The 16,457-nt window shown below is 63.9% G+C and carries 16 protein-coding genes; all 16 read left to right on the top strand.

The genetic code is table 11. The features are described from left to right. Positions 1 to 170 precede the first annotated feature (170 nt). Positions 171 to 1,601, top strand: a complete 1,431-nt coding sequence (locus ABH924_RS21900) for an aldehyde dehydrogenase family protein (RefSeq protein ID WP_404502230.1) — start codon at positions 171 to 173, stop codon at positions 1,599 to 1,601. A gap of 22 nt (positions 1,602 to 1,623) precedes the next feature. After that, on the top strand, positions 1,624 to 3,573 hold the full coding sequence (gene iolD / locus ABH924_RS21895; RefSeq protein WP_404502228.1) for a 3D-(3,5/4)-trihydroxycyclohexane-1,2-dione acylhydrolase (decyclizing): 1,950 nt from the start codon (positions 1,624 to 1,626) through the stop codon (positions 3,571 to 3,573). Then, the gene (locus tag ABH924_RS21890) at positions 3,570 to 4,373 is read left to right on the top strand and encodes an HpcH/HpaI aldolase/citrate lyase family protein (protein WP_404502226.1); all 804 of its coding nucleotides are present in this window, start codon (positions 3,570 to 3,572) and stop codon (positions 4,371 to 4,373) included. The genes iolD and ABH924_RS21890 overlap by 4 nt, the downstream gene beginning before the upstream one ends. Positions 4,374 to 4,402: 29 nt before the next feature. Beyond that, positions 4,403 to 5,614: a Gfo/Idh/MocA family protein gene (locus ABH924_RS21885; protein ID WP_404502224.1), complete on the top strand. Its 1,212-nt coding sequence runs from the start codon at positions 4,403 to 4,405 to the stop codon at positions 5,612 to 5,614. A 2-nt stretch (positions 5,615 to 5,616) separates the two neighbouring features. Next, positions 5,617 to 6,633 carry a LacI family DNA-binding transcriptional regulator gene (locus ABH924_RS21880; protein WP_404502222.1) on the top strand — a complete coding sequence of 339 codons (1,017 nt, stop codon included), beginning with the start codon at positions 5,617 to 5,619 and terminating at the stop codon, positions 6,631 to 6,633. Between the two features lie 87 nt (positions 6,634 to 6,720). After that, positions 6,721 to 7,653 carry a hydroxyacid dehydrogenase gene (locus tag ABH924_RS21875; protein WP_404502220.1) on the top strand — a complete coding sequence of 311 codons (933 nt, stop codon included), beginning with the start codon at positions 6,721 to 6,723 and terminating at the stop codon, positions 7,651 to 7,653. Positions 7,654 to 7,745: 92 nt separating this feature from the next. Next, positions 7,746 to 8,777 carry an inositol 2-dehydrogenase gene (gene iolG, locus ABH924_RS21870; RefSeq protein ID WP_404502218.1) on the top strand — a complete coding sequence of 344 codons (1,032 nt, stop codon included), beginning with the start codon at positions 7,746 to 7,748 and terminating at the stop codon, positions 8,775 to 8,777. A gap of 2 nt (positions 8,778 to 8,779) precedes the next feature. Further along, a complete protein-coding gene (locus ABH924_RS21865) occupies positions 8,780 to 9,559 on the top strand; it encodes an SDR family oxidoreductase (RefSeq protein ID WP_404502216.1) in 780 nt (259 codons plus the stop codon). Beyond that, positions 9,556 to 10,443, top strand: a complete 888-nt coding sequence (locus ABH924_RS21860) for a sugar phosphate isomerase/epimerase family protein (RefSeq protein ID WP_404502214.1) — start codon at positions 9,556 to 9,558, stop codon at positions 10,441 to 10,443. Before ABH924_RS21865 ends, ABH924_RS21860 begins: the two co-directional genes overlap by 4 nt. Next, complete coding sequence (locus tag ABH924_RS21855) at positions 10,440 to 11,465, top strand: Gfo/Idh/MocA family protein (protein WP_404502212.1); 1,026 nt, start codon at positions 10,440 to 10,442, stop codon at positions 11,463 to 11,465. Before ABH924_RS21860 ends, ABH924_RS21855 begins: the two co-directional genes overlap by 4 nt. Continuing rightward, positions 11,465 to 12,958, top strand: coding sequence for a CoA-acylating methylmalonate-semialdehyde dehydrogenase (locus tag ABH924_RS21850; RefSeq protein WP_404502210.1), 1,494 nt, complete (start codon positions 11,465 to 11,467; stop codon positions 12,956 to 12,958). Before ABH924_RS21855 ends, ABH924_RS21850 begins: the two co-directional genes overlap by 1 nt. A 171-nt stretch (positions 12,959 to 13,129) precedes the next feature. Next, positions 13,130 to 13,585, top strand: coding sequence for a cyclase (locus ABH924_RS21845; protein ID WP_404502208.1), 456 nt, complete (start codon positions 13,130 to 13,132; stop codon positions 13,583 to 13,585). After that, positions 13,582 to 14,124, top strand: a complete 543-nt coding sequence (locus tag ABH924_RS21840) for a GNAT family N-acetyltransferase (protein WP_404502206.1) — start codon at positions 13,582 to 13,584, stop codon at positions 14,122 to 14,124. Before ABH924_RS21845 ends, ABH924_RS21840 begins: the two co-directional genes overlap by 4 nt. 31 nt (positions 14,125 to 14,155) lie before the next feature. After that, on the top strand, positions 14,156 to 14,359 hold the full coding sequence (locus tag ABH924_RS21835; RefSeq protein WP_234753988.1) for a hypothetical protein: 204 nt from the start codon (positions 14,156 to 14,158) through the stop codon (positions 14,357 to 14,359). A gap of 7 nt (positions 14,360 to 14,366) precedes the next feature. Further along, entirely contained in the window at positions 14,367 to 14,840 is a 474-nt protein-coding gene (locus ABH924_RS21830) for a Clp protease N-terminal domain-containing protein (protein WP_404502205.1), read from the top strand. 118 nt (positions 14,841 to 14,958) lie between these two features. Beyond that, positions 14,959 to 16,209 carry an acyltransferase family protein gene (locus tag ABH924_RS21825; RefSeq protein ID WP_404502203.1) on the top strand — a complete coding sequence of 417 codons (1,251 nt, stop codon included), beginning with the start codon at positions 14,959 to 14,961 and terminating at the stop codon, positions 16,207 to 16,209. Positions 16,210 to 16,457: the final 248 nt, after the last annotated feature.

The following is a 16,457-nucleotide window of genomic DNA, read 5'->3' as shown; positions in this document are numbered from 1 at the left end:
GGCCGGCGGCGCGGAACTGGCCGAACTCGCCCACGAACTCGAACAACTCGGCGGACACACCGAAGCCCTCAAGGAAGTCCAAGCCGAAGTCGCCGAAGTCACCGACGCGGCATACGAAAGCAACACCAAGCGCCACTAAGCGCGAACGTTTACAACCTGATGGAGCCACCATGGAAATGCTAATAGCCGGAAAATGGCGCGGTGCTGCCGACGGAAGGACCGAGGAAGTCCGCTCGCCCTTCGACGGCCGGACGATCGACACAGTCCCCGTTGCGACGGTCCAGGACGCCCAAGCCGCACTTGACCGGGCCGAAATCGGCGCCCACCTGCAAAGGACAACCCCGGCCCACGTGCGAGTCGATATCCTCCTGCGCGCGGCCGCACTGGCGGATGAACGTGCCGAGGACATCGCCCAGACTATTAGCGCCGAATCCGGCAAGCCCATCACGGAGGCCCGGGGTGAGGCCAGCCGCTCCGGGAACATCATCCGCCTCGCCGCCTACGAAGGAAGCCAACTGTACAGCTCCACCCTTCCGCTGGACGCAAATTCCGGGACAGGTTTGGACAAGATCGGCTTCACGTTGCGGCAGCCGGTGGGCATCGTCGTCGCCATCACCCCGTTCAACTACCCCGCCCTACTGGTGTTGCACAAAATTGCACCCGCGCTGGCAGCCGGCAACGCCGTCGTACTTAAACCCGCCCGCGCAACGCCGCTGACGGCGCTGAAGCTGGCACAGTGCTTCGTCGACGCCGGCCTGCCGCCTGAAGCTCTGTCCGTAATCACCGGACCCGGCAGCTCCCTTGGCGACGTCCTGGTGACGGACCCGCGGGTCCGCAAGGTGTCCTTCACCGGATCCACCAGCACCGGGACGCACATCAGTTCGATCGCGGGAGTGAAGAAACTGTCCCTCGAGTTGGGGGCCTCATGCCCGGTGATCATCCTGCCGGACGCGGACCTCGAACTCGCCGCGACCGCAGTGGCTGCTGGCGGCTACGTCAACGCTGGCCAAGTGTGCATTTCGGTGCAGCGGGTCATCGTTGACCGTCGCGTCGAGAAAGACTTCCTGGACGCGCTGGTCCCGAAGGTCGAAGCGATCGCCGTGGGCAACCCCAAGGAAGAGGACACCCGGCTTGGTTCGCTGATCTCCGAAGAGGAAGCCTCACGCGTCCACGCATCGATCCTCGAGGCCCGCCATTCGGGCGCCCGGGTACTCACCGGGGGTGAGCGCGACGGCGCCGTGGTGACTCCCGCCGTCGTCGCCGGGGTCGATCCCCGGTCGCCGCTGAGCCGGAACGAACTGTTCGGGCCCGCCGTCGCCGTCTCGTCCGCGCAGGACATGGAAAGCGCCATCGCGATGGCCAACGACAACGAATACGGCCTGGGCGCTGGCATTTTCACGAGCGACGTCGCCGGAGCGGTCCAGGCCATGCGGCAGATCGACGCCGGAAACATCCACATCAACTGGTCGCCGCTGTGGCGGGCCGACCTCATGCCCTACGGCGGCCTGAAAGGCAGCGGGATCGGCAAGGAAGGCGTCCGCTCTGCTGTCCAGGAAATGACCGAAGAGAAGACGGTCGTCCTGCACGGGCGCCCCTGGTAACCACGACAACGGGAATAAGGCAATGACCACACCATCGCAGACCATCAGGCTCACCACGGCCCAAGCGGTCATCAAGTACCTGTCCGCACAGTATTCGCTGGCCGACGGCGTCCGCCGCCGCCTGGTCCCCGCAGCCCTCGGCATCTTCGGCCACGGCAACGTGGCTGGCCTGGGACAGGCATTGGACGAACTGGCCGACGACATGCCGTTCATCCAAGGCCGGCATGAGCAGTATCTGGCCCATATCTCCACCGCGTATGCCAAGGCGAGCCGTCGCCAGGCAGTCCTCGCCGTCACGGCCTCCATCGGCCCGGGTGCGCTTAACCTCGTGACGGCCGCCGGCCTGGCAACGGTCAACAGGATCCCGCTGCTGCTCTTGCCCGGTGACACCTACGCCACGCGGCACCAGGGCCCGGTGCTGCAGCAACTCGAACACCCCACCGAAGCTGATGCCACGGTCAACGACGCGTTCCGCCCGGTATCGCGCTTCTTCGACAGGGTCAACCGCCCGGAGCAGCTCCTGACCGCCCTTCCGCAGGCAATGCGCGTGCTCACGAGCCCCACTGACACCGGGGCCGTGGTCATTTCGCTCCCCCAGGACGTGCAGTCCCACGCCTACGACTTCCCGGCCGAATTCTTCGAGCCGCGCGATTGGAAGATCCGGCGTCCGCTGCCGGACCTGGAGGAGGTCGACGACGTCGCCCGACTCATCCGCTCAGCCGAGCGTCCGGTGATCATCGCCGGCGGCGGCATCCACTACTCCGACGCCCACGCGGCCCTCGAGGCGCTTGCAGGGCAAACCGGAATTCCTGTCGTCGAGACCTTCGGCGGCAAGGGCGCCGTGACCAAGGACGAATGGTGGCAAGTGGGCGGTGTCGGGCTGGAGGGCAACTTCGCGTCCAACACCCTGGTCAAGCAAGCCGACTTGGTCCTGAGCGTCGGCACGCGCCTCACCGACTTCGCCACCGGCTCCCAGTCGATCTTCGAAAACCCGGACGTCCGATTCGCGTCCTTGAACATCGTGGATGCCGATACCCGCAAGCAAGGTGCCACCGGCATCCTCGCGGACGCACGCCTCGGCCTGGAAGCACTTGCCCGGGCCTTGGAGGGCCACGGCACCAGCGAAAAGTGGCAGGAGACGGTCCATTCCGAGAAGGCGAAGTGGGCCCCCATCCGGTCCCAGTGGCTCGACGCCGACACTGCCTACCGCCCGGAAGACCACCCGGACGCGCCGGTCACCGGAGCCGTCCTGACCCAGCCACAGCTGATCGGACTGATGCAGGAGCACGCCCGCTCCGGCGACACCATCATCGCCGCAGCCGGAGGACCTCCCGGTGACCTGCAAAAAGTCTGGGATGCCACGGGCAACCGCAATTGCCACCTGGAATTTGGGTTTTCCTGCATGGGCTACGAAATCGCGGCCGGCATGGGCGTCCGCTTGGCCGAGGGCAACAACGACAACCGCGTGGTCACCTTCATCGGTGACGGCACCTTCCTCATGGCACCTACGGAAATCCTCACCGCGGCCCAGGAAGGACTCAACGTCACGGTTGTCGTCTCCGAGAACCACGGCTACCAGGTCATCCACCGCCTGCAGATGAACCGCATGGGACGCGAATTCGGCAACGAATTCCGCTACCGCACCACCGGCGGAAGCGTCGCCGTCGACGACGCCCCCAAGGCGCGGCTGGACGGCGACTACCTCAAGGTGGACCTCCGGCAGATCGCCGAAGGCCTGGGCGCGCTCGCCATCCGGTCGACCACGGCGGCTGAGGTCCGGGAGGCACTGGCCTCCACGCGCGACACCCGAGGACCCGTCGTGATCGTGGTGCCAACTGTTCCCCACGTGGACCTGCCCGGCGGAGACGTCTGGTGGGACGTGGCTCCGGCCGAGGTTTCCGAACAGGCATGGGTCCGCACCCTCCGCGTTGATTACGACCAGGCAAAGAGCCGCCAGCGGTGGTTCGGATGAGCGCGACAGCGGTAAGTGGCGGAAACCACGACGGCGGGCCGCTCGACGGCGGTCGGCTGCGGCGCCGCTTGGCCGCCGGAGAGGTGACCCTGGGAACCTTCGTTGGCATGGCCTCAGCCACCGCGGTGGAAGTGTGCGCCGCCGCCGGCGCGGACTGGGTGCTGATCGATCTTGAACACGGTTCCGGCGGTGAGGATGCCGTCCGCGACGGTGTCCTTGCGGCCGGAAGCTACGGCGTCCCCACCCTGGTTCGCGTGGAGAGCGGGGAACGGATCCGCATCGGCCGCGTGCTGGATCAAGGCGCGGCAGGCATCATGGTACCCCGACTGAACACCGTTGAAGAAGCTGGCCAAACCGTGAAGCACATGCTCTATCCGCCCTACGGCGACCGCGGCGTGGCAACCTACAACCGCTCCTGCCGCTGGGGCATGGACAGGGCTCCGTTGAGCGCGGACCAGCAGTCAACCGTGGGAATCATCCAGATCGAAACCCTCGACGCACTGGAGCACGTGGAGGAGATCGCGGCGCAGGATGGCGTGGATGTCCTCTTCGTCGGACCGATGGACATGTCCTTCGCCCTGGGTGTACCGATGCAATTGGATAGCAGTGCCTTCCAGGAGGCATTGCAGCGGGTGGCCGCTGCCGCGCAGCTGCACAACAAAGCGGCCGGGATCCTTGCTGTGGACGGCATGGCGGCAGCCAAGTATGTCCGCCAAGGCTTCCGGTTCGTGGCCATCGGCTCAGACTCCACCATCATGGCGGCGGCGTTCCGCGACGCTTTTGACACCGCCCGCAACTGACGAGAATTTTCAACGAGAAAGGCAATAACGTGAGCCAAGAATCCCGCACAGTCGGTGTAGGCCTTATCAGCGTCGGATGGATGGGCAAGCTCCACTCGCGCGCCTACCAGACGGTCCCATACGCCTACCCCGAGCTTGGCCTGACCACCAAGCTGGTCATCGCGGCGGACACGGCACCGGACCGGGTGGACTACGCCCGCGACGTCCTTGGCTTCGCGGAAGGCACCACCGACTACCACGATGTCCTGAACCACCCGGACGTGGACGTCGTTTCCATCTGCGCCCCCAACTTCCTGCACGCCGAAATCGGCATCGCAGCGGCCAAAGCCGGCAAGCACTTCTGGATCGAAAAGCCCGTAGGACGCGGCTACGAAGAAACCGCAGCCGTGCAGGAAGCCGCTGTGGAGGCCGGCGTCGTGACCTCCATCGGCTACAACTACCGCCACGCCCCGGCGGTGGAGCACGCCAGGAAGCTCATCGCGGACGGTCGCCTCGGCCGTATCACCAACGTCCGCGCGGTGTTCTTCTCCGGGTACGCGTCGGAGCCCAACGGCGCCCTGTCCTGGCGCTTTGACCGGAAACTAGCCGGTACCGGCGTGCTGGCGGACCTGTTCAGCCACGCAACGGACCTGTGCCAATATGTAGTTGGGCCCATCGCCGAGGTAACCGCGCTCACAAGCACGGTCTACACGCAGCGACCCAAGCTGGCGATGGGGTCAGGGACGCACTTCGCGGTGATCGAAAACGGTGAAATGGGAGAGGTCGAGAATGAGGACTATGCTGCAGCGCTGGTCCGCTTCGGCCCGTCCGCCCGCGGGGCAGGCGCCGTCGGCACCATCGAATCCTCGCGCGTTGCCGTTGGACCCGAATGCGGTTACCAGATCGAGGTCTACGGGACCGAAGGCTCGCTCAAATGGGACTTCGAGCGCATGAACGAACTCAAGGTCTGCCTCGGCCGCAACAACGACGAGCAAGGCTACACCACGGTCAACGCCAGCCCACGCCATGGGGATTACTCCCACTTCCAACCTGGGCCCGGCAACAGCATGGGTTTTGACGACCTCAAGGTCATCGAGGCCAAGAAGTTCCTCGTCGCCGTCACTGGAGGAGTACAGGAAAACTCCAACATCCACGACGCCGCTTCAGCCGCAGCCATTGTCAGCGCCGCGGAGGCATCCTCGCTGTCCGGTCAATGGCAGAAGATCGAGGAAATCCACGGCACCACGGCAGCGCGGGCGTAACCATGGCAGCCCCATCCGACCGGCGGCCAACGATCATGGACGTGGCAGAACGCGCCGGCGTTTCCAAGTCGTTGGTCTCACTCGTGCTGCGCGACTCACCGCGCGTCAGTGACGAACGCCGCCAGCGGGTGCTCAAGGCTGTTGAAGAAATGGGCTTCGAGTTGAACCTCGCGGCCCGGTCACTGGCAACACGGGACAGCGGAACCATCGGTGTGCTGGTCAGCGATATGCACAACCCGTGGGCCTTCGACGTCGCCGACGCCGCACGGACCGTACTTGAAGAGGCCGGGCACACCGTCCTCTTCAGTGCGGTCACGGCGGCGGGCAGGGGAGTGGACCAGTCCATCCTGCAGGCCTTCCGGGACTTGCGGGTCGCGGGCCTGCTCGTCGTCGGAACGGTGCCTGACAAAGCACCGTTCAGCCGCGCCGTTTCCGGCGGGGCTGTGGTCTTTGCAGGTGGGGGACCGGACTATATCGATACCGCCGATATCGTGCGAAGCGACGATGCCCTCGGCATGTCCATGGTTGTTGAGCACTTGATCGCCCAGGGACACGAAAACATCGTGCACCTCGGCGGCCTTGGTGGCTCGGTTGGCCGGGAACGCGTGGACGGGTATTCGGCAGCAATGGAAGAGCACGGGTTGGTCCGCTATATCCGCGTGGTCGATGCCGACTTCTTCCAGGAGTCCGGCTATGTGGCCGCCCAAAGGGCCCTTGGCTCCCGCTCCGAGCACCAGCGCCCCACCGCGCTGGCCTGCATCAACGACCTCGCCGCTTTCGGTGCCATGACAGCTGCCGATGAACGCGGCACCGAAATAGCCGTCACCGGTTATGACAACATCGCGCTGGGCGCCATGCCGCGCCTGGGACTGACCACCGTTGACCCGGACAGCTCCACCATTGGCGTCACAGCGGCCAAGACCCTCCTGGAACGCATCCATGGTGAAGGCAGCGGGTTCGTCCACCATTCCGTCACGCCCCACTTGGTCGTGCGGAAGTCCAGCCTCCTGGGTCTCTAGAACACAGGCCTCTAGAAACGCCTCCAGCAACACCGATAACAGCGCCATTTTCGGCGCAATCCCATACCCACATCTTCAAGGATGACGATGGCTTCCATAACCACACCCCAAATCTTTGTCGCTCTCGGCAGCGTCGAACCCGCCTTGGTGGAACCGCTCCTGTCCGAACATCAGCGGCTCATCCAGGACCCCACCGATGAGGACCTGGCCAACGCCGATGCCGCCATCGTCAGGGCTGCCTACCGCGTGGACCGGGAACTGTTGGACCGAATGCCCGCCCTCAAAGTCATCGCCAGAACCGGCGTCGGGACCGACCTCGTGGACGTCGCCGAAGCCAGCCGACGCGGAATCCCGGTGGTCATCACGCCCGGAAGCAACACCGCCTCGGTGGCCGAAGGCGTGTTCGCCCACCTGCTGGCGCTCGTCAAGAAGCTCTCTCCACTGACCGCGCTGGTCCGCGAGGGACGCTGGGAGCAGCGTGCCGCCGTCGGCGTCGGAGACCTCGAGGGATTCACCCTCGGCATCATCGGCTATGGCCGCATTGGCCGCCGGGTGGCGCGGATCGCTGAAGCTTTCGAGCTGAAGGTCCTGGCCTACGATCCTTTCGCCGAAATCCCCGCGGCGATCCGCTGCGACACCGTGGAGGAACTCCTCGCGGGCAGCGACTTCGTCACCCTCCACGCGCCCCTGACACCGGAAAACCACAACCTCATCAACGCGGACCGGCTCAAGGCCATGCGGCCCGGAGCGATCCTCATCAACTGCAGCCGCGGCGGACTCATCGACCTCGACGCCGTCCACGAGGCACTGCAGTCCGGCCATCTTTCCGGGCTCGGGCTGGATGTGTACGATCCCGAGCCGCCCGCTCCCCACCCGTTGTTCGACCACGAAAACGTCGTCCTGACTCCGCACCTGATGGGATTCACCCGTCAAGGCATGGCCCACACGGTCAGGGACGCCGCCCAGGGGGCGGTTGACGTCCTCGCTGGCCGCACGCCCGCGGCGGTCGCGACGCCATGACCGGTCCGAAGTTGGGCACGACCCCGTCAAACCGCCAAAACCAAGCCAAGCCCGGCTTTTCCCGGGCAGCCCCTTAGAAAGGACCCCTCCACATGTCCACTGATCGACCCCTCAAAGTTGCGCTATTCGGTTCCGGCCGTATCGGTCAAGTCCACGCCCGGAATATCGCCGAGCACCCGGACCTGGAACTGGCATGGATCGCCGACCCCTTCATCGAGGGCGCCCGCACGTTGGCGGCCGGGACCGGTGCTGTCGCCGTCGAGTCGGCCGACGAAGTTTTCGCGAACGGTGACCTTGACGCCGTCGTGATCGGCTCGCCCACCAGCACGCACGTGGACCTGATTTCGCGCGCCATGGCGCAAGGCGTGGCGGCTCTTTGCGAGAAGCCGATCGACCTCGACATCGAGCGTGCGCTCGCCTGCCGCGACGCGATCAAGGGCAACAACACGCCCCTCATGCTTGGGTTCAACCGACGCTTCGATCCGCACTTCGCAGCCATCCAGTCGCGCGTCGAGGCAGGTGAAATCGGCCGCCTCGAACAACTCACCATCATCAGCCGCGATCCGGCACCCGCCCCGGCTGCCTACATTGCCACCTCCGGTGGGATCTTCCGGGACCAGAGCATCCACGACCTGGACATGGCCCGGTTCTTCGTGCCGGACATCATCGAAGTGTCAGCCACGGGCGCCAACGTGTTCTGCGACTACATCGAGGAAGCCGGGGACTTCGACTCGGTGGTCATCACCCTCAAGGGCCGCGACGGCGAACTCGTCACCATCACCAACTCCCGCCACAGCGCTTTCGGCCACGACCAGCGCCTGGAAGCGTTCGGCAGCGAGGGGATGCTCAGCGCAGGCAACGTCACCCCGACGACGGTGCGCAAGTATGGCGCCGCGGGCACCGAAGAGTCCGATGCCTACTTGCCGTTCTTCCTGGAGCGTTACGCCGAGGCTTATCGGAACGAGCTGGACAGCTTCGCTAAGGCCATCCGCTCAGGCACTGCCTGCAGTCCGGGATTCGACGACGGCCTGCAAGCACTCGCTTTGGCCAATGCGGCCGAAGAGTCCGCCCGGTCAGGCCGCGCCGTCAGGATCGAAAATTCGGTCAAGATCGGGCAGCCGTAGCCATGCCACTTCTCCAAGACAAAGTGATCCTTATCAGCGGAGGTACCCAAGGTTTGGGGGCCGGCGTCGCGAGACGCGCAGCTGCCGAAGGTGCGGCCGGCATCGCGGTCACCGGGCGGAACGCGGACTCGGGTGAACGACTCGCCGCGGAGATCACGGCATCGGGCGTCGAAACCCGGTTCATCAAGACCGATCTTGCCGACGTCGAACAGGCCCGGAACTCGGTGCTTGAGACGATCAGCGTCTTCGGCCAACTCGACTGTGCGGTCAGTGCGGCCGGCCTGACCACCCGCGGCACCATGCTGGACACGACGCCCGAGCTCTTCGACGCGCACATCGCGGTGAACCTGAAATCGCCGTTCTTCATCATGGCCGAAACCATCAAGCATCTTTGTAGCAGGGGTGTGCCAGGAAGCATCCTGAACGTCATTTCCATCGCCGAACTCGGCGGGCAGCCGTACTTGGCGCCGTATGTGGCAGCCAAGGCTGGCCTGGCCGGAGCAACCCGTAACGCCGCGCACGCGCACCGTTGGGACAAGATCCGCATCAACGGGCTCGATATCGGCTGGACCGCCACGGACGGCGAAGCCGAAACCCAGAAGAAATTCCACGGCGCAGGGGACGACTGGCTGGAGAAGGCCAACGCGTCCGTCCCCATGGGAAAGCTCGGACAAGTGGACGAGATCGCCGAATTCATTGTCTTTCTCCTCTCCGACCGGAGCGGTGTTGTCACAGGTTCGGTCATCGACTGGGACCAGAACGTATACGGAGGATCAGATTGAGCACCATCACCAAGCGCCTTGCCGCAGCACCCATTTCCTGGGGCGTCTGTGAAGTCCCCGGATGGGGCCACCAGCTCGAGGCGGACCGGGTCCTGTCCGAAATGACCGCGCTGGGTATCAGCGCCACCGAGTTCGGCCCCGCCGGGTTCCTCCCCGAACAGGCCGCCCAACGCGCGGAGGTGCTGAAGCGGCACAACCTCCAGGCCATCGGCGGATTCTTCCCCGTCATCCTGCACGATCCGTCCAAGAGCCCCTTGGATGTTGTGTCGGCGGAGCTGGACGCGTACGAAGCTGCCGGGGCCAGCGTCATGGTCCTCGCGGCGGAGACCGGCGTTGCAGGTTACGATCAGCGCCACGAGCTCGACGCCGAAGGCTGGGAATTGTTCGGCAGGAACCTTGACGCAGTGGTCAAGGCAGCCGCGGACAAGGGCATCCAGGCAGTGGTCCATCCGCACGTGGGAACCATGATCGAAAGCACCTCGGACGTGAACCGGGTCCTGAACGACACCGCCGCAAACCTGTGCCTGGACACGGGCCACCTGCTGATCGGCGGAACCGACCCGGCCCTTCTGGTTCGCGACTACGCCTCACGGATCGGCCACACCCACCTGAAGGACGTGCGCAAGGCCGTCGCGCAGCGGGTCCAGACCGGCGAAATTTCCTACACGGACGGCGTCAAGGCAGGCATGTACGTGCCGTTGGGACAAGGCGACGTCGGCATCGCCGGAATCGTCCGCGACCTGCTGGGCGCCGGTTACGAGGGCTGGTTCACCATGGAGCAGGACACCATCCTCGAAGCCGAACCTACCGACGACGGCCCGGTCCAGGATGTCCGTCAGTCCGTGGCCTTCCTGCGTCAACTCGAAACGGAAATCAACCGATGAGCGCGGTCCGCTGGGGAGTGCTGACCACGGCACGGATCGCCCAAGGCCGGTTCCTGCCAGCCATGAGCCGGGCCCGGAACGCGGTTGCGTCGGCCATCAGCAGTCCGAACGGAAGGGCAGCCGAAGTTGCAGAGCGCTTCGGCATCCCGGCCGCCTATTCTTCACACGAGGAATTGCTGGCCGATCCAAGCATCGAAGCCGTCTACCTTCCTTTCCCCAACTCGTTGCACGCCGACTGGATTGTTGCGGCCGCAGAGGCTGGAAAGGACATCCTCTGCGAAAAGCCGCTCGTCGCCAACACCCACGACTATCGCCGGGTGCTGGAAGCCTGCGAACGCAACGGGGTGAACCTGATGGAAGCGTTCATGTACCGCTTCCATCCCCAGCACCAGAAGGTCCGTGAGTTCATCGACTCTGGCAAGATCGGCGAGTTGGTGTCCATGCACGCCCGCTTCCACTTCGTGATGGACCGAAGCGAAGGCGAGGTCCGCCTCCAGCCGGGAATGGACGGAGGTGCGCTCAACGACGTCGGATGCTACGCCGTCGACATCATGAACATGGTCATGGGCCGCGCGCCGCAAACCGTCTTCGGCAAAGGCACAAGCCGCACGGACGCGGTGGAAACCACTATGGCCGCGATCCTGGACTATGGAGACGTCCTGGGAACGCTGGACTGCGGTTTCGAGGGCCCGCGCACCAACACGTTCCAGATCATCGGTACGAAAGGCCAGATCACCCTGGACAAGGCCTTCGACCCGGATCCGGGCGAAATTGCCCGCGTTACGGTGTCCTTCCGCGACGGCCGGACTGAGTCTGTCGACATCGGGGAAGACCCGTTCAAGACCGAAATCGAACGGTTCAGCGCGTGGGTGCGCAACTCCGGACCCGAACTCGTCCAGAGGGAATTGACCGAACAGAACCTGGCTGTGCGCCTGGCGCTCCAGGAATCACTCGCCACCGGCTTGCCGCGGGATGTCAACGACGTACATGCCGTGGAGCACCACCTACTACAGGAGCAGTAATGACCATCATCAACCACTTCATCAGCGGAGCCGAAGCTGCCGGTAGCGGAACGGGCACTAAGCCCGTCTACAACCCGGCCACGGGTGCCGTGACTGCCCAGCTTCGCCTGGCCAACCGCTCGGATTTGGACGCGACGGTTGCCATCGCCAAGGAGGCCGCGGTGTCCTGGGGTGACATTTCGCTGGCCAAGCGCACTGCCGTGCTGTTCAAGTTCCGTGAGCTTGTCGCCGCGCATGTGGACGAACTCGCGGCCCTGATCACCGCCGAACACGGCAAGGTCCTCAACGACGCCCAGGGCGAGATCGGCCGCGGCCTGGAGGTCATCGAGTTCGCCTGCGGCATCCCGCAGTTGCTCAAGGGCGAGTACTCGGACCAGGTCTCCACCGGCATCGATGTGTTCTCGTTCCGGGAGCCCGTCGGCGTGGTGGCGGGCATTACCCCGTTCAATTTCCCGGTGATGGTGCCGCTGTGGATGGCTCCGATGGCGATCGCCACCGGCAACGCGTTCATCCTCAAGCCTTCCCACCGCGTGCCCTCGGCCGCGATGCTTCTCGCAAAGCTGTGGAAGGACGCCGGCCTGCCCGACGGGGTGTTCCAGGTCCTGCACGGTGACCGCGATGTCATCTCCGGACTCCTGACGCACCCGGACGTGGACGCCATTTCCTTCGTGGGCTCCACCCCTGTTGCGAAGCACATCCTTGAAGTGGCAACGGCCCACGGCAAGCGGGTCCAGGCCCTGGGCGGGGCGAAGAACCACGCGATCATCATGCCCGACGCCGACCTGGACAACGCCGCCGACCACCTGGCCGCGGCCGCGTTCGGTTCCGCCGGGCAGCGTTGCATGGCCATCTCGGTTGCGGTCGCCGTCGGCGAGGCCGCCGATCTGCTGGTGAAGAAGGTCGAAGAGCGTGCCCTCGACGTCAAGGTCAAGAACGGCACGGAGGCCGACGCCGACATGGGTCCTGTGATCAGTCCCGAGTCCCGGGAGTTCATCGTCAAGACGGTGACCGAGGCGGAGCAGGCCGGCGCCGCGATGGTCGTGGACGGCCGTGACCTGGTGGTCCCCGGCCACGAAGAGGGCTTCTGGGTCGGCCCCACCGTGATCGACCACGTCAAGACGGAAATGAGCGCCTACACGGAGGAGATCTTCGGACCTGTCCTGGTGGTGGTGCGGGTGGAGGACCTGGATGAAGGCATCAGGCTGATCAACGCTAATCCCTACGGCAACGGCACGGCGATCTTCACGTCCTCGGGTGCCAGCGCGCGCAAGTTCCAGCGCTCCGTGGACGTCGGTATGATCGGCATCAATGTGCCCTTGCCGGTTCCCGTGGCTTACTACTCCTTTGGCGGCTGGAAGGCCTCGCTGTTCGGGGACAAGCACATCTACGGTCCCGAGGGCGTCTCCTTCTACACCCGCGGGAAGGTCATCACGTCCCGCTGGCCTGAGTCGACACACGCTTCAGGAGCGTCGTACAACTTCCCGTCCAACTAGTCCCCACCGGCTCCCAACCTTCGCAAGCTCAGGTCGGGGCCCTCGCCGGCGTGGGCCCAATCGCCGGCTCCCAACTGGCTCGCAGTTGTTGTCGTTTTGAGCCCGCATAACGACAACTACTGCGAGTCAGTTGGGTCGACGGCTGTTTCGAAACGGTGGCAGGATCGAAGCATGACTGTGTCGTTCACATGCCATACGCATATCGGAATGGAACCAGGGGAACTCTTCGACCTCTCGCGCAACGTCGACGCGCACGTGGGCTCCATGACCAAGTCCCGGGAACGTGCGGTTGCCGGCGTCGTGTCCGGCCTGCTCTCTGAAGGCGACGAGGTCACCTGGCAAGCCTGGCATTTCGCCGTACCCTTGCGGATGAGCAGCCGCATCACCCGGTTTCGTTTCCCTGATTCATTTACGGACGAGCAGGTGCGGGGTCCTTTCCGTTTCTTCAGGCACGTGCACGAGTTCCTTCCCGACGACGGCGGCACGCTCATGATCGATCGCGTCGAGTTCGCGGCGCCCTTCGGCGTCGTGGGCCGGTTTGCGGAGAAAGCTTTCCTCGGGCGATACCTGCAGAACCTCATCGAACAGCGCAACGAATACCTTGCCCGCAACGGTGCCGCCGCATGATCAGGGCGGCCCGCGCCGACGAACTGGAACGGCTTCGCAGGATCGAATTCGCCGCGGGCGAGATTTTCCGCTCGTGTGGAATGGACGCCATCGCAGAGGACGAGCCGTTGACCGTCACGGAGCTGGCTCTCTACCAGGCGCGCGGCGGTGTTTTGGTCTTTGCCGATGCGTCAGACGTTCCCGTGGCCTATCTCCTGCTTGAACACCTCGACGGAAATGCGCACGTGGAGCAGCTGAGTGTCCACCCATCGCATGCGCGGCAAGGTCTCGGGAGCGAGCTGCTCGATGTTGCCGAAAAGTGGGCACTGGCCGAGGGTTTGGAGTGGCTGACCCTGACCACTTTCCGTGATGTTCCGTGGAATGCGCCTTACTATCGCAGGCTCGGTTTCGAGGAGCTGCACCCGGAGAGGTTGGACGACGGACTCCGGGGCATCCTGGAATGCGAGGCGTTGGTGGGCCTGAGCCGTTGGCCAAGGATCGCCATGCGGCGACGCGTCAGGTCAATCCTTGCCCAAGAAGATTCTGTCAGTCTGTATTGACAGACAACTGCTGTCAGTTCAAACTGACAGCATGAATGGTGATGAGCTGACGTCCCACATCCCGGCGACGGACCCGGCCATCGGCCTCCGCGCCGTCGGTGCCCTACATCGCCTGGCCGAAAAAGTCGAAGCCACCAACGTGGCTCTCGCGCGTCAGCAAGGCTGGTCCTGGGAGCAAATCGGTGATGCCTTGGGCGTCTCCAAGCAGTCGGCCCACGCCAAATACGGAAAGTGAGTCTGCCATGTTTGAACGATTTGCCGGCGAAGCCAGAACCGCTGTCCACTCCGGCGCCGAGGAAGCCAAACGCCGTGGAGACCGGCGAATCGGCACGGACCATCTGCTTCTGGGATTGCTCCACGACCCCGAGAGTTGCCGGACTTTGGAGACGGACCTCGAATCCGCCCGCGCCCAGCTCGACACCCTCGACCAACAGGCGCTTGAAGCCGTCGGCATCACGCTGGGGGATTTCGGCCCCCTGAACGCCCCGAAGGGAAGCAGCCGTACGACCTTCACCTCGGCCGCCCGCTCAGTCATTCAGGACTCCCTGATACTGACCACCCGCGAGAAGGCCCGCAGGATCACCACGCGGCACCTCTTGCTCGCACTGCTGGAGCGGCACGAACCCGATCCGGCCGCGGTCCTGCTCCATAAGCTGGGCGTGGATACGGCGGCGGTAAAGACGCGGCTCCAGAACGCGGGTCCTGGCGCTGAGTGAAACGGCCACACGAACCTGATTATTTACGCTGCAAAGTTCCGCCCGGATGAACGGACAGCTGAGTGAATCCTGTAAGCTCCCACAGGATCACGCAACCGCTTTTTGAGGGGAAACACCCGTGCAGGACACCATTACCGTACGTCCGTCGTGGGGTCATCGCCTTGCCGGGATCGAAGGCCTTCGAGGCATTGCGGCCCTGTCGGTGATGGTTTACCACCTTGCTTTGACGACATCATTCCAAGTGCAGACCGGGCCCTTGGAAATTCTCTTTTCGCTTTGCAACCAGGGCCTCACCTTGTTCTTCGTTCTCTCCGGCTTTCTCTTGTACAGGCCCTTCGTTTCCGCGATCGTGCAGGGCAGACAGCTACCGTCCTTCCGTCGCTATGCCTACAACAGGCTGCTGAGAATATATCCCGCGTACATCGTGATTTTCGTTGTCACCGGACTCTTCGTCGGTTCCGTTTACCTTCACGGCAGCACGCACGGGTTCGGCCCGGAAAACATCGGCAGGCTCACAGATCCTCTCAAGATCGCAGCCAACCTGCTTCTCGTTCAAATGTTTGTTCCGGAGTACGTCATGAGTGGCCTGCCCGTGTCGTGGTCATTGACTGCTGAGATCACATTTTATTTTGTCCTGCCATTGGTGGCGGTTCTCGCGCTGTGGAGGATTCGAAAAGGATCGAGAAAGACTTCCGCCCTGGTTTGCGCACCGCTTGCCATGGTCATTGTCGGCCTTGGAATTACGCTTTGGGCCAGTGACGCAGCAAGCCGGATGAGCCCAATCGATGCTGCGAACTTCGGCTTCGGGCAGACTGGCAGTGCGGTCTTTCTTCGGAGCTTCCTGGCCCAAGCGGATCTCTTTGGATACGGAATGCTCGCCGCTGTCGCAGTGGTCATGCTCCACGTACGCGGTGTGGAGCGTGCGCAGACCCGGGTTAAGGCAGCGCTTGTCCTGGCCGCGGCACTGATCGAGATCCTGGCCCTCGAATTTGCCCGACCTGTAATTTCCACGGTCTCAGGGGTGGCTGCGGCGTTGGTATTGGTCGCTGTCGTATTACCGTCATCGAGGGGAGATGACCTCAATAGAACGGCCCGTGTTCTCGAATGGTTGCCGTTCCGCTTCACAGGGGTCACGAGTTACAGCATCTATCTCTGGCATCTGCCCGTAATTTTTTGGCTCATGGCGCATCACCGGACATTCGGTCAAAACACTCTCTCCTTGCCGCTGAATGGGCTCCTTGTCTTGGCGATCACACTGTCCTTGTCCACTTTGACTTACTACTTTGTGGAACGCCCGGCGATGAAAATGAAAAAGTCGACGATGAAGGCTCAACTGGCCGAACCGGAACGGGAACCCAGTGTCAGGTGAATTGAGGGACATTCGATTGAGAGTCACGGCCATTCGCGCGGCCATCGCCGTCCTGGTTGTTGCAGCCACCTCCTTCATTTCCCTCTTCAGGCTGCCGCAAACCGTCTGGGATAACGTGTGGGCCGAAGATGGGCCGGTATTTCTTCGCCAAGCCATGGCCGGAAGTGGACCAGGCTCAATTTTCGCCCCTTACGAGGGCTACCTGCATGTGCTTCCCCGGCTCTTCGGAGCTGTGATCGTCCGCGTTG

The sequence above is a fragment of the Arthrobacter sp. GAS37 genome (genome assembly GCF_044908325.1).
Classification (GTDB): domain Bacteria; phylum Actinomycetota; class Actinomycetes; order Actinomycetales; family Micrococcaceae; genus Arthrobacter; species Arthrobacter ramosus.
This window is presented reverse-complemented; position numbering and strand designations above follow the sequence as displayed.